Source organism: Pantoea sp. B270, assembly GCF_018726825.1.
Lineage (GTDB): Bacteria > Pseudomonadota > Gammaproteobacteria > Enterobacterales > Enterobacteriaceae > Pantoea > Pantoea dispersa.
The window spans coordinates 582,879-604,615 of sequence record NZ_JAHCSX010000001.1 but is presented as its reverse complement, the minus strand read 5'-3'; the positions used below and the strand labels follow the sequence as shown (position 1 = coordinate 604,615).

Sequence of the window (21,737 nt, the reverse complement as noted above, 5' to 3'; positions counted from 1 at the left end):
GGTTTTATTCGATTTACTGCGGTGCGCGTCAATGCGCAGCCGGTAACAACACAGCAGGGTCGCCGTGCATGGCGACCCTGCTGGCGTTTTAGTTGCTGGCTGCTGCCGGCTGTTGCGCGGGTTTAGCGTCCGCCTCCGGCTTCGCCGGCGCTGCTTCAGCCTGCGCTTTCTGCGCCGCTGCAGCATCGGCTTTCGCCTTCTCATCTGCGGCCTTCTGAGCGCTGGCCTTCTCAGCTTTGGCTTTGTCGTCCGCCGTTTTTTGCGCCGCGGCCTTGTCCGCCTTCACTTTTTCCTCAGCGGCTTTGGCGTCAGCGGCTTTCTGCGCTGCAGCTTTATCAGCCGCGGCTTTGTCAGCCGCCGCTTTATCTGCGCTGGCCTGATCCGCTTTGGCCTGTGCGTCATCGCTGGCTGCCGGCGCGGCAGCAGGCTGTGCGGCCGGTGCCGGTGCGGCTGGCTGCAGCGGTGTACCCTGCAGCGCGTTGTTCAGCGCGCTGGTGAACTGATCCCAGCTGCAGTAGCCGTTGGCGTCAGTGTCACACCCCGCCAGCTGCAGCGTAACGCGCTTCGGTGGGTTCTTCAGGCTCAGCACATCGGCATTACGCAGCTGATCCGCCGTCTGATAGACATACTCCACTTTCAGCAGATCTTTATTGTTCTTCGCATCGTGCCAGCGTTCAAACACCACCTGGCCGCCAATCGGGGTTTTCTCGTCGTTACCCGGCAGCTCGTATGGCTTAACCTGCAGCGCGCTGAGCAATGACGCGATATTCGAATCGTGTCCGACCATCAGCGTGACTTTTGGCGCGGTGGCTTTGTCCTGATCGACCAGCTGGCTGCGGATGTAATCCACCAGCGGGGCGGCAACGTCACGCGCCACTTCAGGCGCGGTAAACAGCGCATCCTGATAGCCATTCTTGATCGCCGCCAGCTCTTTCCACTGTTCAGGCGTTTTGATTTGTCCCCAGGCAACCTGATCCGCCGGGAAACCTTCGTAATATTGCAGCGTGAAGGCGTCGACCAGCGAGTTACCCACTTTCAGCGGGCCATTGACGCCGGGCTCTTTGCCGTTTTCCGCGCTAAAGGTGTTGTCGCCGCTGCTTAGGTCGCACTGTTTCTTGCCGTTACAGGCCGGAGCTGATTTGTAATCCACGATTTTTTCCAGCCGCTGGAAGGCCGGCTTCAGCGCCAGCTTCTCATTAGCTGCGGTCATCGCCGCCAGCGCTTTCTTGTTAAACGCTTCGCTGCCATCGGTGATTACCGGATTGAAGATCGGGTCCATAGTGCCCATCGCATCCTGATGGGTGACAGCGATATCGCAGCCCGGGAAAGCACCGGTGACGAAATACTGCGCCGTCGCGACGGTGCGCTGCAGGCTGTTGGCATAGACAAAAATGTTGCTGCTGTCCGGACAGGTGCCGTTCTGTACCAGCCCCTGCTGAGCCAGCCACTGACGGGTGTAGTTACCCATGTAGACTTCCAGCACGCCGCCTTTGGTGGTCAGCTCACCGCCGGGCACATCCCATTGCGGCCAGCTTTTTTTCGTCGCCTGCTCCAGCACGCTGCCGTTGTTGGCCAGCGGGGCACGCAGGTTGTGACGACTCAGCATCAGGACCTGCTGCAGTTGCATGTCGCCATCCGCGGCGTAAGCGCTCATACCCATCGGCAGCGCCGCGATCACTGACAGCGCGCAAAGACTCAGTTTCTTGATCATTGTGCCTATTCCATAATTCATCAGGGAAACACTCTGGCATTCAAGCGATTAGCTCGCCAAAGAGCGAATTACCGCACAGTGTAACCCAGCTTGCCTGAGAAAATCGCCAGATGTTTGCAAAAACCGTGCATCGACTATAGCAGTAAACGCGCTGGCCGTCGGGTTACGGCAGCAGATTGAAAAGCTTCAGGATGTTTTTCAGAAGGATGGAAAGCAGAAAAGCGAAAAGCCCGCATCGCTGCGGGCTTCTCTTATATGGCGGAGGAACAGAGATTCGAACTCTGGGATGGTTTCCCATCGGCGGTTTTCAAGACCGCTGCCTTAAGCCACTCGGCCATCCCTCCTGAAATCTTTTTGTCACCTCACACTGCGAGAGTGTGAAGTGGCGGAGGAGGAGAGATTCGAACTCTCGGATGGTTTCCCATCGGCGGTTTTCAAGACCGCTGCCTTAAGCCGCTCGGCCACCCCTCCGCAATGAGGCGCACTATAAACATCCCCCCGAACGATGTAAAGCATCCAGTGATTCGTTCGCCTGAAAAACAGTCAAAAATGATTTTTTTGCCGTCTTAATCGTCATTCTGCTCAGTGAAACAGCAATTTATCGCGTAAAGATGGGTAAAACGCCTTTTCTGTCCTCTGACCGTTGCGTATTCTCAGGCCATATTTGGTGTTCTCTCTCTAACAGGAGCGCATGATGGACAGAATAATTAGCTCGTCACAGCAGCAGTCGCTACTCAGCACCCATAAAGTGCTGCGCAATACTTATTTCTTACTTGGCCTGACGCTGGCGTTTTCCGCCGTCACCGCCACGCTCAGCACCGTCTACGCCCTGCCCTCGCCGGGACTGATTCTGATGCTGGTGGGCTTTTACGGATTGATGTTCCTGACCTATCGCCTGGCGAACAGCCCGGCGGGTATTCTGGCCGCGTTTGCCTTTACCGGCTTCCTCGGTTACTGCCTCGGTCCGATTCTCAGCTCGTTCCTCACCGCCGGTATGGGTGATGTTATCGCCATGGCGCTGGGCGGTACCGCGCTGGTGTTCTTCTGCTGTTCCGCCTATGTCCTGACCACGCGTCGCGACATGTCTTTCCTTGGCGGCATGATGATGGCCGGCTTTGTGGTGCTGCTGGTGGCCGTGGTTGCCAATATCTTCCTGCAGCTGCCCGCGCTGCACCTGGCGATCAGCGCCCTGTTTATTCTGTTCTCTGCCGGTGCCATTTTGTGGGAAACCAGCAACATCATTCAGGGCGGTGAAACCAACTACATTCGCGCCACCGTCAGCCTGTATGTCTCTCTGTACAACATCTTTGTCAGCCTGCTGAGCCTGCTGGGCTTCGCCAACCGCGACTAAGACGTAAAGCACGCACCGTTAAACCCCGCTCCGGCGGGGTTTTTGCTTTTTATCCGCCGCCGCCTTTACAATAGGCGCGCTGACGATATGAGGAAACAACGTGATTTTTGCCGGTAAAGAGATTGCCACTGACGCAGAAGGCTATCTGAAAAATAGCGCCGACTGGAGTGAAGCGCTGGCGCAGGCCATCGCCCAGCAGGAAGCGATTGAGATGAGTGAAGCGCACTGGGAAGTGGTGCACTTTGTACGTGATTTTTATCAGCAGTTTAATACGTCGCCGGCAGTGCGCATGCTGGTCAAAGCCATGGCGCAAAAATATGGCGAAGAGAAAGGCAACAGCCGCTATCTGTTTCGCCTGTTCCCGGAAGGTCCGGCCAAACAGGCCACCAAAATTGCTGGCCTGCCAAAACCGGCGAAGTGTCTGTGATCATCCGGTAGTAAACCGCGTCGGCCGCTCCGCCAGCTGATGCGGCTCCACCAGCACCTTATCGACCCGGGCACTGGGCGGTCCGCCCGCCTTCAGCCACGCAATCAGAGACTCCACCTGCTGCGCTTCTCCCGCCGCCAGCACCTCCACGCTGCCATCGGCCAGATTATGCGCATAGCCGGTGACGCCCAGCGTGTTCGCCTGCGCCTGGGTGTAATAACGGAAGCCCACGCCCTGCACCCTGCCGTGAACCCAGATTTTATAACCTGTCGTCGCCATGGCGATCTCCCCTTTGTGCGTTGCATTTTGCCGCCATCCACCGGAAAATGGCGCCTCATTTTTTCAGGTAAGCATAGCAAAACATGACCGTTCGATTGATTCTCGCTAAGGGACGTGAAAAATCCCTGCTCCGCCGCCATCCGTGGGTGTTCTCCGGGGCCGTTGCCCGTATGGAAGGTAAAGCCCAGTCGGGTGAAACCATTGATATCTGTGACAGCAACGGCAAATGGCTGGCCCGCGCCGCCTACTCTCCTCAGTCACAAATTCGCGCGCGCGTCTGGAGCTGGCAGCAGGATGAGTCAATCGACATCGCCTTCTTTGTGCGCACGCTGCAGAAAGCCCAGCAGTGGCGCGACTGGCTGGCACAGCGCGACGGGCTGGACAGCTATCGTTTGATTGCCGGCGAGTCCGATGGACTGCCGGGCGTCACGATTGATCGCTTCGGTAACTTCCTCGTTCTGCAACTGCTGTCGGCCGGGGCGGAGTATCAGCGCCCAGCTCTCGTCTCGGCGCTGCAGCAGTGCTATCCCGACTGCGCCATCTACGACCGATCTGACGTGGCGGTGCGCAAGAAAGAGGGACTGGAGCTGGCGCAGGGCCCGGTAAGCGGTGAGCTGCCGCCTGCGCTGCTGCCGATAACCGAGCATGGCATGCAGCTGCTGGTGGATATTCAGGGCGGTCACAAGACCGGTTATTACCTCGATCAGCGCGACAGCCGTTTTGCCACCCGTCGTTACGCAGAAAATGCCCGGGTGCTTAACTGCTTCTCCTACACCGGCGGTTTTGCGGTCTCTGCTCTGCTCGGCGGCTGCCGGGAAGTGATCAGCGTGGATACCTCGCAGGACGCCCTTGACGTAGCAAAACAGAACGTGGCGCTTAACGGGCTGGATGTCTCACGCGCGCAGTTCCTGCGTGACGATGTGTTCAAACTGCTGCGTCGCTACCGCGACAGCGGCGAGAAGTTCGACATGATCGTCATGGATCCGCCGAAATTCGTTGAGAATAAAAACCAGCTGATGGGCGCCTGCCGCGGCTATAAAGACATCAACATGCTGGCAATGCAGCTGCTGAATCCGGGCGGCATTCTGCTGACCTTCTCCTGTTCCGGGCTGATGGCCACCGAGTTGTTCCAGAAAATTATCGCTGATGCCGCTGTTGATGCCGGTCGTGATGTACAATTTATAGAGCAGTTCCGTCAGGCAGCCGACCATCCGGTGATCGCCAGCTATCCTGAAGGGCTTTATCTGAAAGGCTTTGCCTGTCGCGTGCTGTGACTTGAAAACGCTGTCCCTGCCCCCATATCGGTGGCAGGGCAAAGTTTTGGGAGGTCACAATGATTGCCAGTAAATTTGGAATTGGACAGCAGGTCCGGCACCGTCTCTCCGGGGTGCTCGGCGTGATTGTGGATGTCGACCCGGAGTATTCGCTGGACGATCCGCAGCTGGATGAGGTTGGCGCGACGGAATCTCTGCGTGCCGCTCCCTGGTATCACGTGGTGATGGAAGATGAGGAAGGCGAACAGGTGCATACCTATATCGCTGAGATTCAGCTGGCCGGCGAAACCTCGTTCGAACATCCGGAACAGCCCTCCATGGATGAGCTGGCCGCCTCGATCCGCCAGCAGCTGCAGGCGCCCAGCCTGCGGCATTAAGGGTACGGCGACTGCGCGTCGCCGTTTGTCTTTAACGCGTCACGCCCAACCGCGGAATTTCTATCTTCGGGCAGCGATCCATAATCACCGTCAGCCCGGCATCACGCGCCAGCACCGCCGCCTGCTCATTGATCACGCCCAGCTGCAGCCACAGGGTTTTGGCGCCGATAGCAATCGCTTCCTGTGCCACGCCCCATGCCGCTTCGGAATTGCGGAACACATCCACCATGTCGATCTTGCCCGGAATCTCCGCCAGCGTGCCATATACGGTCTGGCCCAGCAGCTGCTGTCCCGCCAGCTTCGGGCTCACCGGCACTACGTCATAACCCTGATCGAGCAGGTATTTCATTACGCCATAGCTGGCACGCTCAGTGCGATCGCTGGCACCGACCAGCGCGATGCGTTGGGTTTGCGTCAGGACATCGCGAATCGTTTGATCGTTCATGTTTTTCTCCTTGTTCACTCGCCTGAGTGTAGATGCCATTGCGCGCTAAAGTGCAAGCGCAGCGCACGAAAAGTTTGCGCGGCGACACGAATAAATATGTTAAAATGTAAATTAACTGCCATAATGTAATAATTTGCTACACATCGCCCTTTTCCCCTGTTCCGGGAGTTGAAATGAAGCTGTCTCTGGCTGTTACGGGTTTGCTGTTGCTGCTCGTATCGGCAACCTGCCATGCCATCACCCTGAAGCTCGATCCGCAGATCGACCTGCTGGTGCTGGATGGGCGCAAAATCTCAGGTTCGCTGCTGAAAGGCGCGGACAGCCTTGAGCTGGAGCGCGGTCAGCATCAGTTTCTGTTTCGCGTGGATAAACCCTGCGCCGATGCCACTCACTTCCGCTCAGAACTGATGATCGTTACCTTCACTGCCGACGCCCATTCCGTAGCGATTCGCCTGCCGGCGCTAAATAACCGCCGCGAACGCAGCCTGTTTGATAAATCGTTAAATTTTCAGCTGATTGACGAGCGGGGTAATGAAATAGCCAGCATTCGCGACCGATTGCCGGGTGAGAGCAGCGGCAATGTTGAACAGGCGATGATCAACTACAACCGTACGGCGCAGGCGGCCAGCGTGCCGCGCTTTGCGCTGCAGGCGGCCAGCGTACCGGACGCCAGTCTCAGTCTGGATATGGTATGGCAGGACGCCAGTAATTTGCCCGCGCTGCAACGCTGGCTGCAGCGTGTTGATGCCGCCACGCGGCAGCGTTTTATCAGTTGGGTGAAAACCCTACGCGCAAGTTGATAGCAGCTGAACGCCAGGGGTAAACTCGTGCATTCACTACGTTTGCACGCGCCGAAACAGGAAGCCCCATGGAGCAGACCGTTCGTACCCTGAAAGTTCAGAAACACATCGCCCTCGTTGCCCACGACCACTGCAAAGCCTCGCTGCTGGACTGGGTGAAAATCAATCAAAATGCGCTGCAACCTCACGTGCTGTATGCCACCGGCACCACCGGCAACCTTATCAATCGTCACACCGGACTGGATGTGAATGCCATGCTCAGCGGGCCGATGGGTGGCGATCAGCAGGTCGGCGCGCTGATTGCTGAAGGTAAAATTGATGTGCTGTTCTTCTTCTGGGATCCGCTCAATGCAGTACCGCACGATCCGGACGTCAAAGCGCTGCTGCGCCTGGCTACCGTATGGAATATCCCGGTAGCGACCAACCGCGCCACCGCTGATTTCATTATCCATTCGCCGATGTTTGCCAGCGAAGTGACCATCCAGATCCCCGATTATCAGCGCTACCTGACGGAACGCCTGAAAGCCTGATGGCTCAGGCCTTCCGGCTCTGCGCAACGCCCAGTTCGCGCAGGTGTTCGACAAACACGGAAGGCCGCTCTTTATCAAACATCAGCCATACCTGCTGACGCGCACGCGTGATGGCCACGTAGGCCAGGCGCCGCTCTTCTGCATGTGGAAAATCCTCCGGCTGCGGTAGCAATCCCTCTTCCATGATCGACTCGCGCGCCTGCGCCGGGAAACCGTCACGCCCTTCGTGCAGCCCCAGCACGATGACAAAATCCGCCTGCTGACCTTTACTGGCGTGGATGGTCATGAAGTCGATACGCAGTTTCGGCCAGCGGGTTTTGGCTTTATCCAGCATGGCCGGACGCAGATGATGGTAACGCGCCAGCAGCAGTACGCGCTCGTCCGGCTTCGCGTAACCGCTCAGCTTGTCGAGCAGCGCTTCCAGTTGCTCCTGCGGCAGCAGCGTAATGGATTTCTTGTTCCCTTTACTCAGGCTGTTGAGCGGCTTGCGCAGCTGATGCGGATTCTGCTGCACAAAGCGGTTGGCAATGTCACCGATGCGATCGTTGAAGCGGTAGGTGGTATCCAGCACGCAGCGGTCGCCTTCGCCAAAATAGTGATGAAACGCGGTGGTCAGGCTCATCTCCGCGCCGCTAAAGCGATAGATCGCCTGCCAGTCATCGCCGACCGCAAACAAACTGGTGCGCTTATTTTGCTGCCGCAGCGCGCTGAGCAGCGCCGCCCGCTGCGGGGAAATATCCTGGAATTCATCCACCAGAATGTGCTTCCACGGGCTGATAAAGCGCCCCTTCTCCAGCACAGCGATCGCCTGATGGATCAGCCCGGAGAAATCCACCGCGCCCTCGGCTTTCAGTGCGCTTTTCCATGCTTTGAGCAGCGGTGCCATCAACCTGACGCGCTTCGTGAAATTGTCGCGCAGCGGTTCCGGCACATCGGCAATCATCGCCGCCTGCGCGCCGCCGTGCATGCGCATCAGGCCGAGCCAGCGCTCCAGCCGCACGGCAAGACGCTGCACCAGTTTGTCATCCTGCCAGAACGGACCTTCCGGCACGTCCCACGCCAGCTCTTCCTGCAACCACTGTCGCCAGCCGCTGGCCTGCGCCTTTTTGCTGTTGCACTGCTCGCGCCAGTTTTCGATCAGCAACTGACGTCGTGCGCTGCTGTCACTTTCCAGCCGGCTGATGACCGGCTGTTTATTGCTGCCTTCACGAATGATGTGCAGCGCCAGCGCGTGGAACGTACGCGCCTGAATCGCGCTCTCACCCAGCCGCGTCTGGATCCGATCGTTCATCTCTTCCGCAGCCTGGCGACCAAAGGCCAGCAGCAGGATTTGCTCCGGCTGCGCCAGTTTGCGCTGTAACAGCCAGCCGGCGCGCGCCACCAGCACCGAGGTTTTGCCACTGCCCGCGCCGGCCAGCACCAGCAGCGCGTCTTCACCGTTGACCACCGCCTCACACTGCGATGGATTGAGCGGCGTGGTTTCGACGGTGGAGAAGAAGGCGTGATTATCGCTGATCACCCGCGCGCTCCATTCACGGTTGCGCTGCCGAATCGCGCTCTCGCCCTGCTCAAGCCACTGCTGGCAAAAGCGCCACAGCGTACGGCAGTTATCAAACTCCTCAAGCCGTGCCAGCGGCAGCGGTAAGGCGGAAAACTGGCGCGTGATGGTCTCTTTTACCGCGGCCAATTCGCTGCGCTTCAGCCAGCGATCCTGGCCGGTAAACGCGACGATCTCCTGCTGCAGCGCGCTCAGCACCTGCGCGCTGATTTCGCTCATCTCGAGGCTCCACTGCTGCCACGCCTGCTGCAGGTAATGGTAAAAACGCTGGGTTTCCTGCCACTCGGTGCCGTGCAACCGCACCACTTTCTCTTCCGGTAACAAGAACTCCAGCTCGCCCCACACCAGGCCGCGTTTACAGGTGATACCAATTAGCTGATTAAACGGGATCAGGTACTCGTGGCGATCACCGCTGACTTCCACACCGGCAGCCAGCAATCGCACCCGGTTATAGGGATGCTGTGCCAGCCGTTTGCCTATGGATGTTGCTTTTAGTTCCATCTCCGCACCGTCATGTGGAATTCAATTATCGCGCAGTTTACCTGTCAGACCCTTAGCGCTCCAGCCTTAAAACACGCTAAACTGAGCGACACATATTGCGGATTGCAAAAGGAAAATCGCGTTATGCGCACCGTGCTTAATATTCTGAATTTTGTTCTTGGCGGCTTTATCACCACCCTCGGCTGGCTGCTGGCCACGCTGATCAGCATCGTGCTGATTTTTACCCTGCCGCTGACCCGCTCCTGCTGGGAGATCACCAAACTGTCCCTGCTGCCGTTTGGCAACGAAGCGGTTCACGTTGACGTGCTGCGCCCGGAGAGCAAAAGCCACGTGCTGAACGCCGGCGGCACCTTCCTCAACCTGTTCTGGCTGATTTTCTTTGGCTGGTGGCTGTGCCTGATGCACATCTCGACCGGCATCCTGCAGTGTCTGAGCATCATCGGTATTCCGACCGGCATTGCCCACTTCAAAATCGCCGCTATCGCGCTGTGGCCGGTAGGTCGCCGCGTGGTGTCAGTGGAAGAAGCGCAGGCGGCGCGTGAAGCTAACGCGCGGCGCCGCTACTGAGGCTGAAGATGATGCCTGACGCTCTACCCGGCTGGCGCCGTTATCTGTTCAACAGCAGCCTGCGCTACCTGCTGCGCATCTTCTTCGCGCTGGCCGGCTGTGCCGCCGTTCCCTGGTGGCTGCAGCAGATTGAGTGGACCATTCCGCTAACGCTCGGCGTCGTGGCGGCGGCGCTGGCCGATCTTGACGATCGCTGGACCGGCCGCGTGCGCAACCTGCTCATCACGCTGGTGTGCTTCTGCATCGCCTCGGTCTCGGTTGAGCTGCTGTTTCCGCACCCGTGGCTGTTTGCTATCGGTCTGGCGCTCTCCAGTTGGGGATTTATCCTGCTGGGCGCGCTGGGGCAGCGCTACGCCACCATTGCGTTTGGTGCCCTGCTGATCGCCGTGTACACCATGCTGGGCATTGGCCTGTTTCCGCAGTGGTGGATGCAGCCGGCGCTGCTACTGATTGGCGCGCTGTGGTACAACCTGCTGACCTTTATCGGCCACCTGATGTTCCCGGTGCGCCCGGTGCAGGAGCAGTTGGCCGCCAGCTTTTCCCAGCTGGCGCGCTATCTGGAAGCCAAGGCCAATCTGTTTGATCCCGACGGCGGTGAGCAGGATGACGCGGCGCTGATCGCCACCGCGATGGTCAATAGTCAACTGGTGGCGCAGCTCAACCTGACGAAAACCACCATTCAGAGCCGTTTACGCGGCGACCGCGGCTCGCGCAGCACGCGGCGCAGCCTGCATTACTATTTTGTGGCGCAGGATATTCACGAGCGCGCCAGCTCGTCGCATCTGCAATATCACCTGTTGCGCGATGACTGGCGCTACAACGAGGTGCTGTTTCGCTTTCAGCGACTGCTGAACATGCAGGCGCAGGCCTGTCGCCAGCTGGCAGAGAATATCGTGCTGCGCCAGCCGTGGCACCACGATAGCCACTTTGCGCGCAGCTTTGAACGGCTGGAGACCGCCCTACAGCGCCTGCAACATAACGATCCGCAGGCGACGCACATTCGTCCGCTGTTCTGGTTGCTGCGCAACTTACGCGCCATTGATGCGCAGCTGGCGTCGATCGAATCAGAGCAGCGGCTGGCAGAACCGCTGACGCAGAGCGATCACCATCTGTCGCGTGAAGGCTTGAGTGGCTGGGCGGATATCCGGCTGCGCCTCAGTCGCCATCTGAGTCCGACCTCGGCGTTGTTCCGCCACGCGGTGCGCATGTCGCTGGTGCTGTGCGTGGGGTACGCCTTCATTCAGCTTACCGGCCTGCATCGCGGCTACTGGATCCTGCTGACCAGCCTGTTTGTCTGCCAGCCTAACTACAACGCCACACGGCGGCGGCTGGCGCTGCGTATTGGCGGAACCCTGGCCGGTATTGCGATTGGCCTGCCGGTGCTGTGGCTGGTGCCCTCTATCGAGGGCCAGTTGGTTTTGATTGTGCTGAGCGGCGTGCTGTTTTTTGCCTTCCGCCAGATTCAGTACGCGCAGGCGACGCTGTTCATCACCCTGCTGGTGCTGCTGTGCTTCAATCTGCTGGGTGAAGGCTTTGATGTCGCCCTGCCGCGCGTGGTGGATACCTTGCTCGGCTGTGGCCTCGCCTGGCTGGCGGTGGCGTTTGTCTGGCCTGACTGGCGTTTCCGTCAGTTGACGACCGTTGCCGATCGCACGCTGAATGCCAACTGTCGTTATCTTGATGCCATCCTGGAACAGTATCATCAGGGTAAAGATAACCGTCTCGCCTACCGCGTGGCGCGCCGTGACGCGCATAACGCTGATGCGGAACTGGCGTCAGTGGTGTCCAATATCAGCGGCGAACTGAAGCAACAGCCGCCGCTGCGCGAGAATGCGTTCCGTCTGATGTGCCTCAATCACTCGTTTCTCAGCTACATCTCGGCGCTGGGCGCGCACCGGGAGCGGCTGACGCAGGGCGAACTGCTGACCCTTTTAGATGACGCGGTATGCTTCGTCGAGGATGTGCTGCAGATCGATCGCGTCAGCGAAGCGCAGGCGGAAACGATGCAGCAGACACTGATGCAGCGCCTGAGCGCGCTGAAAACCAGTGAGGAGGCGCAGGCACCGCTGGTGTTGCAGCAGCTGGGGCTGCTGGTTGCGCTGCTGCCGGAAATTGCCCGCCTGCGCCGCACCCTCGCCGCCGTTTAAGGCAACAGGCGCTCCGCCGCGGCGTGCTGGCGGAGCGTTTCCTGATACCAGGCGCTCAACTCTTCACGTACCGCCGCCGGCAACGCGGCCTGGTGATGGCCGGAAATGGCGCCTTCCAGTGCCAGCAGCGTTTTCAGGCCGATATCTTTATTCACCGCCCGCAGCTTCAGCCAGCTCTGACGCGAGCCCATTTCATACAGCAAGCGAACAGAATTGATCCCGACTTTGTGCAGCATCAGCTCCATGCGCAGGCTGAGATTGGGCAGATCTTTCAGCCTGAGCAAGACAAGTCTGTTCGCCGCCTCGGCGCGCGCCGCAGACAGCGAACTGGCCGATAAGCGCAGCAGTTGATCGGCGTCCTGCCAGAGCTGTTTATCCACTTTGTAGTAGCTGAGCGTCACCGGCATGCCGCGCTTGCGGTATATCAACGGTTCCAGCGGGCGCTGTGCGGCATAGTGCTGTAGCGCCTCGCTGGCGCGCAGATAGAGCGCATCCTCATTGATGTAAGCAAACACCACCTTTTCGACCGCCAGCGCGTAACCACCAAACTGGGTGCGCGATTCAATTTTTCCCAATGCCGCTAACTGGGCTTTGGACTGCTCAACCACCGGATTATTTTTCTTCATAACGTCCCCTTTTCCTCATTCCTTGCGCGGGAAATTTCCTATAAAAAGCTCAGAGATTCATCTGGTTAGAAGATAGAAAAAACGATTTAGCTGTTCAATGAATAAAAGCGGCAACGCGCCGATCTTGTGCGGAATTTGCGAGGCATTTTCAGAAATTGAGGTTGATCTTTATCCAGGAACTCATTACTGTATATTCATACAGTTCATTACTGAGTGATTAAAATATGCGTACTCAATACTCTGGCCCTGCTGATCGTGCTCACCGTTTCGCTGCGACGGGCTTAACGCAACCTTCTCTGGGTGGTATTACTGAACTGCGTTATAGCGAGCAGCCCGGCATCATGCCGCTGCTGTTACTGCCGGTCCTCAAGCAGCTGAGCACTCAGTCACGCTGGCAGCTGTGGCTGACGCCAGCGCACAAACTGAACCGCAGCTGGATGCAGCAGTCAGGATTACCGCTGGAAAAGAGTATGCATATTACGGAATCCGAGCGTTTAAGCACGGTTGAGAGCATGGTGAAAGCGTTGCGCACCGGCAACTACAGCGTGGTACTCGCCTGGATTCCTTATGAATTGAGCAATGAAGAGCGCCTGGAACTTGAGCAGGCAGCCGCCGAAGGCGAAGCGTTGGGATTGATTATGCGTCCTCAGGGGCGGGATCTTGCTCTGTCCAGACAGCCAAACAGCGCAAAAATTCCCTCTGATTTGTTTCATTAAGTAAAACTAAGATTTTTCTCACGCTATTTTTTCACAAAGTTGCGGCTAAGCCACTGATTCTTTTCCCGCCAGCTATGACAATGGCTTAGCCGCATTTTTCTTTTCTGGTAGCGAAAATTTTGCCATGTCATTTGTTAAAATGTGTGTATAAATCCCTGTTTTTTTATCCGCTGACGTCACATCATACTTGTAAGTTTCCAATCTCGTTGTAGACTTTACCTCGCCAGGGTGCTCAATAACCTCCGTTTTTTCGGTAGAGTCATAAGCGAGCGTTTAGACCCGGCGAAGGATTACAACCAAGAGCAACCTTTTTGCTCATTGCCTATTTGGATGATAACGAGGCGCAAAATGAAAAAGACAGCTATCGCAATTGCAGTGGCACTGGCTGGCTTCGCTACCGTAGCGCAGGCCGCTCCTAAAGATGACACCTGGTACACCGGTGCTAAACTGGGCTGGTCTCAGTATCACGATACTGGTTACTACGGTAACGGTTACGCAAACAACGACGGTCCAACTCACGAATCTCAGCTGGGCGCAGGTGCTTTCCTGGGCTACCAGGCTAACCCATACCTGGGCTTCGAGCTGGGCTACGACTGGCTGGGCCGTATGCCGAACAAAGGCAACGAAGTTAACGGCGCATTCAAAGCACAGGGCGTACAGCTGGCAGCTAAACTGAGCTACCCAATTGCTGACGATCTGGACGTGTACACCCGTCTGGGTGGCATGGTTTGGCGTGCAGACTCAACTCAGGCTAACGTAGCTGACGGCACTCGCATCAGCAACCACGACACCGGCGTTTCTCCGCTGGCTGCTGTTGGTGTTGAATACGCACTGACCAAAAACTGGGCGACTCGCCTGGACTACCAGTGGGTTAACAACATCGGTGACGCAGGTACCGTTGGTGCGCGTCCAGACAACAGCATGCTGAGCGTCGGCGTTTCTTACCGTTTCGGTCAGGACGAAGCTGCTGCACCAGTTGTTGCTCCAGCGCCAGCTCCGGCTCCGGTTGTTGAAACCAAACGTTTCACTCTGAAGTCTGACGTGCTGTTCACCTTCAACAAATCTACCCTGAAGCCAGAAGGCCAGCAGGCTCTGGATCAGCTTTACAGCCAGCTGAGCTCAATGGATCCGAAAGACGGTTCTGTTGTGGTTCTGGGCTTCACCGACCGCATCGGTTCAGACCAGTACAACCAGAAACTGTCTGAGAAACGTGCTCAGTCTGTTGTCGACTACCTGGTATCTAAAGGTATCCCGGCTAACAAGATCTCTGCACGTGGCATGGGTGAATCTAACCCAGTTACTGGCAACACCTGTGACAGCGTGAAAGGCCGCAATGCCCTGATCGACTGCCTGGCGCCAGACCGTCGCGTAGAAATCGACGTGAAAGGTATCAAAGACGTTGTAACTCAGCCACAGGCTTAAGTTATCGCGCAATAAAAAACCCCGCTTCGGCGGGGTTTTTTTTGGCTTTTTATCACACGCAATTTTTTGCTATTCGTTATCCGCGCCGCCTTTACCCAGAATCGCCTGCAGATCCTGCTTCAGCGTCGACATCTGACTGGCATACTTCTCTTTGCGTTCTGCATCTTCGATTAGCTGAACAATGGTCTCTGACAGGGTGCTGTTACGACGCTGCGCCAGACCGGCCAGACGCTGCCACACCAGATACTCCAGATCGATCGATTTTTTCCGCGTGTGCTGATGCTCTGCGTTGAAATGACGTTTGCGCCGCGCGCGTATGGTCTGTTTCAGACGGTTTTCCAGCTCCGGATGGATATGCTTTGCGATCCAGTCACCGACCTCAACCGGGTTATTCTCCATCGCCAGCAACGTCTCTACCGCCGCCTGCGCAGCGCTCAGCTCAATATGCCGGGTGATCAGCTCACCTTCCCGATGCTTTTTCACCAGGTATTTCCACTTCCATCCACTTTCAAGATTTTCGAGTTGCTGGTATTTCATCGGAATCTCATCGTGATCACGTAACAAACTAAGAATAACAGCTTTTTTCCCGGATGCAGCAAGGAAAAACATGTTGCGGCCATCACAGTTCAGGCCGGAGGTGCGCCGTGCTTAACCGGGTTGAATCCTGTATAATCGCGCTTTTCCTGAACCAGACTAATGCGAATATTTTGACCAGCACTCAACTTACGTGGCAAGCCCTGCAGCCGGATAGCTCACGCTACCAATCACTTTTCTCAACCGTCTCTCTGGAAGATAGCGATACGCTTGCCGCGGTTCAGCCGCGTCTGCTGAATGCGCTGGCGCATTTACATCATCAAACGCTGGGCTTTCCGTTGCTGCTGTTACGCAGCCAGGAAAACAGTGATTATCTGGCGTGGATTGCCGAGGCGGCGCAGCGCTTTCAGCCTGACGAGGACGCGCTGTACGGCGGTGATTACCATGTGATGGGCGACAACGTCAGCCTGCAACCGCCAGTCGACGCCAGCCGTCCCTTCACCAGCACCGGCGGCGTGCATTATGCCGACTGGATTGAGTCCGAACAGCTGTTTGGCTGCGTGCGTCAGTATAAAGATCGCGTACAGCTGGAGCCCGGTCTGCTGCATCAGGCTAACGGTGGCACGCTGATCCTGTCGATCAATACCCTGCTGGCGCAGCCGCTGCTGTGGCTACGCCTGCGCAAAGTGATCGAACTGGGCCGCTTCGACTGGTACTCACCGGACGAGCGCCGTCCCCTGCCGGTGACCATTCCCCCACTGCCGCTGCAGCTGCGTCTGATTTTATGTGGCGATCGCGAGGCGCTGGCCAGCTTCCAGGAACTGGACGTTGAAGTGCACGAAATGGCGCTCTACAGCGAGTTCGAAGAGAATCTCCAGCTGGTCGATGAGGATGACATGGCCAACTGGTGCCGCTGGACGCTATGCCAGGCGGAGCTGGCCGGCCTGACGCCACCCGAAGCTGATTTCTGGCCGCTGCTGATCCAGGAAGCGGTGCGTCTGACCGGCGATCAGGACACGCTGCCGCTGTGCCCGCGCTGGCTGCGTCGTCAGTTGCAGGAAGCCGCGCTGCACGGTGAGACGCTGAATGGCGAGGCGCTGAAAGAGGCGCTGGAAGCACGCCAGTGGCGCGAGAGTTTCCTTGCCGACCGGATGCGCGATGAGATCCTGTTAAATCAGATCATGATCGAAACAGAAGGCGAAGTGGTCGGTCAGATCAACGGCCTGTCGGTGATTGAATTCCCTGGTCATCCACGTCCGTGGGGCGAGCCATCACGCATCACCTGTGTTGTGCACCCGGGCGATGGCGAATTTACCGACGTGGAGCGCAAAGCGGAGCTTGGCGGCAACATCCACGCCAAAGGCATGATGATCATGCAGGCATATCTGATTTCGGAGCTGGAGCTGGAACAGCAGCTGCCCTTCTCGGCATCGCTGGTGTTTGAGCAGTCTTACTCCGAAGTCGATGGTGACAGCGCCTCGCTGGCCGAGCTGTGTGTACTGATCAGCGCGCTGGCAAACCAGCCGCTGAACCAGCAGATTGCCGTTACCGGTTCGGTGGACCAGTTTGGTAACGTGCAGCCGGTGGGTGGTCTGAATGAGAAAATCGAAGGCTTCTTCCACATCTGCCAGTCGCGTGAGCTGACCGGCAAACAGGGCGTGATTCTGCCTGCCAGCAACGTGCGCCATCTCAGCCTCAGCGACGACGTGGTAGAAGCGGTGCAGCAGGGCCAGTTCCATATCTGGGCGATTGAGCGCGTTGACGAAGCGCTGCCGCTGTTAACCGGTATTGCCTGGCAGAGCGAAAGCGGCGACTCGCTGCTGAGCACCATTCAGGAGCGCATTACTCAGCTCAATCAGCAGGAAAACCGACCGCGGCCCTGGCCATTACGCTGGCTCAACTGGTTCAACCACAGCTGATTACATTGCCCAGCGTACAACTGTTCGCTAATATTCGGGCTTCACTAAAAGAAGGCATATTGAGAACATGGTAGATAAACGCGAATCCTATAGCAAAGAAGACCTGATTGCCTCTGGTCGCGGCGAACTGTTTGGCGAGAATGGCCCACCGCTTCCGTCTGACAACATGTTGATGATGGACCGCGTGGTCAAAATGACCGAAGACGGCGGCAAATTTGATAAAGGTTATGTGGAAGCCGAACTGGATATCCGCCCTGACCTGTGGTTCTTTGATTGCCACTTTAAAGGCGATCCGGTGATGCCAGGCTGTCTGGGTCTGGATGCCATGTGGCAGCTGGTTGGCTTCTATCTCGGCTGGCTGGGTGCGGAAGGTAAAGGCCGTGCGCTGGGTGTGGGTGAAGTGAAATTCACCGGCCAGGTTCTGCCGACGGCGAAGCTGGTTACTTACAAAATTCACTTCAAACGCGTCATCAACCGCAAGCTGGTGATGGGCGTGGCCGATGGCGAAGTGTTCGTCGACGGTAACCTGATTTACACCGCGACTGACCTGAAAGTGGGCCTGTTTAAAGACACTTCAGCGTTCTGACCCGCCAACAAAAACCTCCGCACGCAGCGGAGGTTTTTTTCCTGTTTACAGACATCCGACGGTGCCTAAGCCACCGCCGACCTGTCCTCCATGGCTTGTCGCCAACCTCCCAACCAGTGAGACCGGGCATCGATCATTTGATAAGGGCATATCTCTTTTGAGCGGCCGGTAATGCCTGCCTGATAGCCTCGTGAATGTGCTCGTTCCAGGCGGTCTCTCTTCTGTCTCTTCATACCTCGTTTCCCTCATTTCAGGTCTGGTGGAATCTGGTGGAAAGAAAGAGTGGTGAATTAATGTTCAACCACAGTAATGTTCTAACCTGTGGTGGGTGAAAGGTCAATGCGCAAAATTCACGCCAATGTCATCAATTTGCCGTGAAATCGACACAAATCCCTCAGTGCCGCCGCCATATCTGGCTGATTCCGCAATAAAAAAGTCCCTGATTTGCGCGCCGTCACATAACGGCAAATCAGGGACTTAGCATAAGCATCGAACAAATCCTAATTTAGCGTCACCACGCTGTTAGCGATTTGCTGTGCCGTTTGCTGCCAGCCGAGCGCCAGCGTGCGCACCAGCGCATCGTAGCCATCTTCGGTCTGCGGCAGCGTCAGATTAAAGCCATGTTTGATAAGCCGGCCTTGATGTTGTAACAGCCATTCACCGCTTACGACCACCTTGCCATCATAACGGCCGTGGAAGCCGGTGACGTGCACGCTGAGCGTATCGTGCGTGTCACCCAGCGGCTGACTGGCCACCAGCCGGCCGGGCAACGCCTGGCCGAGGTTACTCACCAGTGTCTGCTGCAGCTGCTGGTCGAGCGGACTGGCCCACAGATTATTGGCGGCAATCACGTACTTCACGTCGCTGGTTTGATAAACCAACCCGTTGCCGGCGAGATAATCCGGCACGCTCACCTGTTCAACCCAAATCATCGGCTGGCTGGCGGAGGCGTCACTGCTGACGCGCGCCATATTGCTGCCCGCAGGCAGCTGGTAATAAGTGGTGTCGATGGTGCTGCTACAGCCCGCCAGCAGCAGCACAGCACCGATAATCAGCCCTTTTTTCACTGTTTCGCCCTCTTTGGCTGCGGATCCTGACCCGGTTTGGCTTCAAATACCAGCGCGTTGCTCTTACTGTTGAGCGTTTTCAGCACCGGCTGCAATTCGCGCAGCACCTGGTCAAGGCGCTGCATATCGCCCACCAGTTTGTTATAGGCTGGCGATCCCGGCTGCAGCCCCTTCATGCTGCGATTAAGCTCGCGCAGGGTTTGCTGCATATCGGCCGGCAGCGTTTTCATCGCCGGGTTGGCGGTGATCTGATTGAGGTTATCCAGCGTTTTCTGCAGCTGCTGCAGGGTGCGCTGGCTCTCTTTCAGCGTGCCGGTGGCCTGGTTGATCATCGGGTTGAGCGGCAGCGCGTTGATCTTATCCAGCGCCGCCATCAGTTTCTGCTGAATCTGGCTCAGGCCGCCGCTCACGGTCGGAATCACTTCCAGCCCCGCCACTTCGTTCGGTCCTTTGTAAGCCGGTGCATTGTCATAGAAGTCGAGATCGACAAACAGCGCACCGGACAGCAGGTTGCCGGTTTTCAGCGTGGCGCGCAGGCCGCGTTTCTTACCATCCTGCAGATGCTGTTCAAGATTGAAGTCGCCCCCCAGACGGCTGATAAAGCGGTCCGGCTCGATGCGGATCAGTACCGGCACGCGGTAATCGGTGTTCAGCGCCTGATTCACGCCCGGGATCATGTAAGGCACCTGAGCCACGGTACCGAGACGAATGCCGCGGAACTCGACTGGCGCACCAACCTGCAGACCACGAATCGAGTCGCTGAAGAACATCAGGAAATCAGTGTGTTTGGTGTACAGCGAATCCTGAATGCTGCGCTGGTCATCATACAGATGGTAATCGTCCTGGTTTTTGGCCAGCTCGCCGAGTTCCCAGCCGTCCGGCACGTCAAAGCTCACACCACCGCTAAACAGGGTCGTCAGCGAGCCCATTTCGACGCGCATACCGGAAGCGGACATATCCACCGCAATACCGCTGTCTTTCCAGAAGCGCACGTTGGTGGTAATCAGCCGATCGTAAGGCGCGGCGATGAACAGCTGATAGGTCATCATGCGCTTGTCGGTATCAAAGGTGCTGGTTTCCACCGTGCCGACGCGATAGCCGCGGAACAGCACCGGATCGCCCGGATTAAGCTGGCCGGCTTTTTTGCTGTCAAGGATGACGCGAATACCTTTGGCATCCGGCGGTGCCAGCGGCGGCGCATCGAGCAGCTGATAGTGCTCTGGCTTATCCCCTTTGGCGCCCGGCTGCAGTTCAATGTAGGCGCCGGAGAGCAGCGTACCGAGGCCCGTCACCCCTTCCCGGCCAATCTGCGGCTTCACCACCCAAAACACGCTGTCTTTATGCAGCAGTTTTTCCATGCCGGCATTCAGGCGCGCGGTGATCTCCACATGGTGCAGATCGTCCGTCAGCACCGCGCTTTCGACGGTGCCCACGTCGACGCTGCGGCTTTTAATGGTGGTTTTACCGGCAACAATGCCTTCGGCGTTTTCGGTGATCAGCGTGACCTGCGGTCCCTGATGGCTGAAGTGATAAAACAGAATCCATCCGCCGATTAACAGCGTGACGATAGGTACGATCCACACCGGCGACCAGCGTTTAATCTGGTCGACGTTAGCAATGCCGTGTTGGTTGTCCGTCAAGACGCGGCTCCTTACGTTCAGTTTCCTGTAGGCGATCCCAAATCAGGCGCGGATCAAACGTCATGGCAGCGAACATAGTCAGGATCACCACCAGCGCAAACAATAGCGCGCCTGGCGCAGGGTAAACACTCATCAGCTGGCCCATGCGCACCAGCGCAGAAAGCACAGCGATCACAAACACATCAATCATTGACCAGCGGCCAACAAACTCCACCACCTCATAAATCAGGTGCATCTTCTCGCTGTCGCGCCGGCCGCGGCCGCTGGCGTGCCAGCACAGCCAGCCAATCGCCACCATCTTCAGCGAAGGCACCATAATACTGGCGATAAAAATCACCAGCGCGACCGGCCAGGAGCCATCGCTCCACAGCAAAATGACGCCGGCCATAATGTTGGACGGATACTGCGAGCCGAGCGTTTCGGTCACCATGATCGGCATAATATTCGACGGGATATACAGCATCACCGAGGTGATCAGCAGCGCCAGCGTCCACTGCAGGCTGTGCTGCCTGCGCGGCGCAGCGCTCACGCCGCAGCGCGGACAGGTCTTCTGCGCGGCCGGCAGAATCGCGGTGCAGCACGGACAGCTGCGCAACCCCTGCTTCAGTCCGCTGATGCCCGCCTGCGGCGTTTGCGCCAGCGGCGGCAGCGGATCGATGCGCTGCCAGACCCAGCGGCGATCGACGCACTGAAACGCACGCAGCTGCAGCAGACAAAACAGGCACCACGGCCAGAAGCTGCTGCCAAGGCCAATTTCACCGTAGGCCATCAGTTTGACGAAGCTGACCAGCACGCCGGCCATGAAAATTTCGGCCATACCCCAGCTGCGCAATTGAAACAGAATGCGTGCCAGCCCGAGTCGCAGGCTGTGCGGCAGGCGCACCGGATTGACCAGCAGCAGAATGGCGATCATGCAGAAAGCCGGAATGCCCTGCACAAACAGCAGGAACAGCGTGGCGAGGCTGCGATAATCCTCGCGATCCATCACCTGCGGAATGGCCATCAGCGAGATCTGGCTGCTGAGACCGGCCACATGCATGCTGATAAACGGAAACAGATTGGCCAGCAACAGCGTAAACAGCGCCGCCAGCGCATAGCCGGTGGGACGTTTACGCGGTTCGTGCCAGTTAGCCACCAGCGTGGTGTGACAGCGCGGACAGCGCGCACGGCTGCCCACCGGTACGGCGGGCAGTTTTACGGTTAAATCACACTGCGGACAGAGCATCCAGTGCTGCGTCTGATGCGTGGCACACATGCTGA

22 protein-coding genes and 2 tRNA genes are annotated in these 21,737 nt (G+C 57.6%); 12 read left to right on the top strand and 12 right to left on the bottom strand.

Going from position 1 to position 21,737, the window contains the following annotated elements; genetic code table 11:
- Window positions 1-88: 88 nt before the first annotated feature.
- From agp to KOL70_RS02895, 3 genes are all read right to left on the bottom strand, one after another.
- Complete coding sequence (gene agp / locus KOL70_RS02905) at window positions 89-1,711, bottom strand: bifunctional glucose-1-phosphatase/inositol phosphatase (protein WP_182688959.1); 1,623 nt, start codon at window positions 1,709-1,711, stop codon at window positions 89-91.
- Window positions 1,712-1,967: 256 nt separating this feature from the next.
- Window positions 1,968-2,055 (bottom strand) — tRNA-Ser (locus KOL70_RS02900).
- Between the two features lie 39 nt (window positions 2,056-2,094).
- Window positions 2,095-2,182 (bottom strand) — tRNA-Ser (locus tag KOL70_RS02895).
- 223 nt (window positions 2,183-2,405) lie between these two features.
- On the opposite strand from KOL70_RS02895, the gene yccA reads away from it, so the two are divergent.
- On the top strand, window positions 2,406-3,062 hold the full coding sequence (gene yccA, locus KOL70_RS02890) for an FtsH protease modulator YccA (protein WP_021508295.1): 657 nt from the start codon (window positions 2,406-2,408) through the stop codon (window positions 3,060-3,062).
- A gap of 100 nt (window positions 3,063-3,162) precedes the next feature.
- Entirely contained in the window at window positions 3,163-3,489 is a 327-nt protein-coding gene (gene tusE / locus KOL70_RS02885) for a sulfurtransferase TusE (protein ID WP_010616552.1), read from the top strand.
- Here the strand turns inward: tusE and yccX are convergent, their stop codons facing one another.
- Window positions 3,490-3,768: an acylphosphatase gene (gene yccX, locus KOL70_RS02880; protein WP_021508296.1), complete on the bottom strand. Its 279-nt coding sequence runs from the start codon at window positions 3,766-3,768 to the stop codon at window positions 3,490-3,492.
- Window positions 3,769-3,851: 83 nt separating this feature from the next.
- Between yccX and rlmI the strand changes: the two genes are divergently transcribed.
- Both rlmI and hspQ read left to right on the top strand, forming a co-directional pair.
- Window positions 3,852-5,042 carry a 23S rRNA (cytosine(1962)-C(5))-methyltransferase RlmI gene (gene rlmI / locus KOL70_RS02875; protein WP_031279846.1) on the top strand — a complete coding sequence of 397 codons (1,191 nt, stop codon included), beginning with the start codon at window positions 3,852-3,854 and terminating at the stop codon, window positions 5,040-5,042.
- A gap of 59 nt (window positions 5,043-5,101) precedes the next feature.
- Window positions 5,102-5,419 carry a heat shock protein HspQ gene (hspQ, locus tag KOL70_RS02870; RefSeq protein ID WP_021508298.1) on the top strand — a complete coding sequence of 106 codons (318 nt, stop codon included), beginning with the start codon at window positions 5,102-5,104 and terminating at the stop codon, window positions 5,417-5,419.
- A 31-nt stretch (window positions 5,420-5,450) separates the two neighbouring features.
- Here the strand turns inward: hspQ and KOL70_RS02865 are convergent, their stop codons facing one another.
- The gene (locus KOL70_RS02865; protein ID WP_021508299.1) at window positions 5,451-5,864 is read right to left on the bottom strand and encodes a CoA-binding protein; all 414 of its coding nucleotides are present in this window, start codon (window positions 5,862-5,864) and stop codon (window positions 5,451-5,453) included.
- 173 nt (window positions 5,865-6,037) lie between these two features.
- Between KOL70_RS02865 and KOL70_RS02860 the strand changes: the two genes are divergently transcribed.
- Together KOL70_RS02860 and KOL70_RS02855 are read left to right on the top strand one after the other, a co-directional pair.
- Window positions 6,038-6,664 (top strand): DUF2057 family protein, encoded by a 627-nt coding sequence (locus KOL70_RS02860; RefSeq protein ID WP_021508300.1) that lies wholly within the window; start codon window positions 6,038-6,040, stop codon window positions 6,662-6,664.
- 68 nt (window positions 6,665-6,732) lie between these two features.
- A complete protein-coding gene (locus KOL70_RS02855) occupies window positions 6,733-7,194 on the top strand; it encodes a methylglyoxal synthase (protein WP_021508301.1) in 462 nt (153 codons plus the stop codon).
- A gap of 4 nt (window positions 7,195-7,198) precedes the next feature.
- On the opposite strand, the gene helD is transcribed toward KOL70_RS02855, so the two are convergent.
- A complete protein-coding gene (gene helD / locus KOL70_RS02850) occupies window positions 7,199-9,253 on the bottom strand; it encodes a DNA helicase IV (protein ID WP_215480187.1) in 2,055 nt (684 codons plus the stop codon).
- Between the two features lie 123 nt (window positions 9,254-9,376).
- Between helD and KOL70_RS02845 the strand changes: the two genes are divergently transcribed.
- Together KOL70_RS02845 and yccS are read left to right on the top strand one after the other, a co-directional pair.
- The gene (locus tag KOL70_RS02845) at window positions 9,377-9,820 is read left to right on the top strand and encodes a YccF domain-containing protein (protein ID WP_021508303.1); all 444 of its coding nucleotides are present in this window, start codon (window positions 9,377-9,379) and stop codon (window positions 9,818-9,820) included.
- Window positions 9,821-9,828: 8 nt separating this feature from the next.
- Window positions 9,829-11,967, top strand: a complete 2,139-nt coding sequence (gene yccS, locus KOL70_RS02840; protein ID WP_215480186.1) for a YccS family putative transporter — start codon at window positions 9,829-9,831, stop codon at window positions 11,965-11,967.
- On the opposite strand, the gene KOL70_RS02835 is transcribed toward yccS, so the two are convergent.
- Window positions 11,964-12,593 (bottom strand): TfoX/Sxy family DNA transformation protein, encoded by a 630-nt coding sequence (locus KOL70_RS02835; protein ID WP_058759726.1) that lies wholly within the window; start codon window positions 12,591-12,593, stop codon window positions 11,964-11,966. The genes yccS and KOL70_RS02835 overlap by 4 nt on opposite strands.
- 224 nt (window positions 12,594-12,817) lie before the next feature.
- On the opposite strand from KOL70_RS02835, the gene sulA reads away from it, so the two are divergent.
- Window positions 12,818-13,309 (top strand): SOS-induced cell division inhibitor SulA, encoded by a 492-nt coding sequence (sulA, locus tag KOL70_RS02830; RefSeq protein WP_031279848.1) that lies wholly within the window; start codon window positions 12,818-12,820, stop codon window positions 13,307-13,309.
- A gap of 348 nt (window positions 13,310-13,657) precedes the next feature.
- Window positions 13,658-14,731: a porin OmpA gene (gene ompA, locus KOL70_RS02825; protein WP_215480185.1), complete on the top strand. Its 1,074-nt coding sequence runs from the start codon at window positions 13,658-13,660 to the stop codon at window positions 14,729-14,731.
- A 69-nt stretch (window positions 14,732-14,800) separates the two neighbouring features.
- Here ompA and matP read toward each other — a convergent pair whose 3' ends face one another.
- On the bottom strand, window positions 14,801-15,268 hold the full coding sequence (gene matP / locus KOL70_RS02820) for a macrodomain Ter protein MatP (RefSeq protein ID WP_021508308.1): 468 nt from the start codon (window positions 15,266-15,268) through the stop codon (window positions 14,801-14,803).
- Window positions 15,269-15,321: 53 nt separating this feature from the next.
- Here matP and KOL70_RS02815 point away from each other — a divergent pair, with 53 nt between their 5' ends.
- Together KOL70_RS02815 and fabA are read left to right on the top strand one after the other, a co-directional pair.
- Window positions 15,322-17,184 (top strand): Lon protease family protein, encoded by a 1,863-nt coding sequence (locus KOL70_RS02815; RefSeq protein WP_215480184.1) that lies wholly within the window; start codon window positions 15,322-15,324, stop codon window positions 17,182-17,184.
- Between the two features lie 67 nt (window positions 17,185-17,251).
- Window positions 17,252-17,770 (top strand): bifunctional 3-hydroxydecanoyl-ACP dehydratase/trans-2-decenoyl-ACP isomerase, encoded by a 519-nt coding sequence (fabA, locus tag KOL70_RS02810; RefSeq protein ID WP_010616565.1) that lies wholly within the window; start codon window positions 17,252-17,254, stop codon window positions 17,768-17,770.
- Between the two features lie 65 nt (window positions 17,771-17,835).
- On the opposite strand, the gene rmf is transcribed toward fabA, so the two are convergent.
- From rmf to pqiA, 4 genes are all read right to left on the bottom strand, one after another.
- Window positions 17,836-18,003 carry a ribosome modulation factor gene (rmf, locus tag KOL70_RS02805; protein ID WP_013508548.1) on the bottom strand — a complete coding sequence of 56 codons (168 nt, stop codon included), beginning with the start codon at window positions 18,001-18,003 and terminating at the stop codon, window positions 17,836-17,838.
- Window positions 18,004-18,270: 267 nt separating this feature from the next.
- Window positions 18,271-18,837 (bottom strand): membrane integrity-associated transporter subunit PqiC, encoded by a 567-nt coding sequence (pqiC, locus tag KOL70_RS02800; protein WP_021508310.1) that lies wholly within the window; start codon window positions 18,835-18,837, stop codon window positions 18,271-18,273.
- The gene (gene pqiB / locus KOL70_RS02795; protein ID WP_021508311.1) at window positions 18,834-20,477 is read right to left on the bottom strand and encodes an intermembrane transport protein PqiB; all 1,644 of its coding nucleotides are present in this window, start codon (window positions 20,475-20,477) and stop codon (window positions 18,834-18,836) included. Before pqiB ends, pqiC begins: the two co-directional genes overlap by 4 nt.
- Window positions 20,449-21,732: a membrane integrity-associated transporter subunit PqiA gene (pqiA, locus tag KOL70_RS02790; RefSeq protein ID WP_215480183.1), complete on the bottom strand. Its 1,284-nt coding sequence runs from the start codon at window positions 21,730-21,732 to the stop codon at window positions 20,449-20,451. The genes pqiB and pqiA overlap by 29 nt, the downstream gene beginning before the upstream one ends.
- Window positions 21,733-21,737 lie beyond the last annotated feature (5 nt).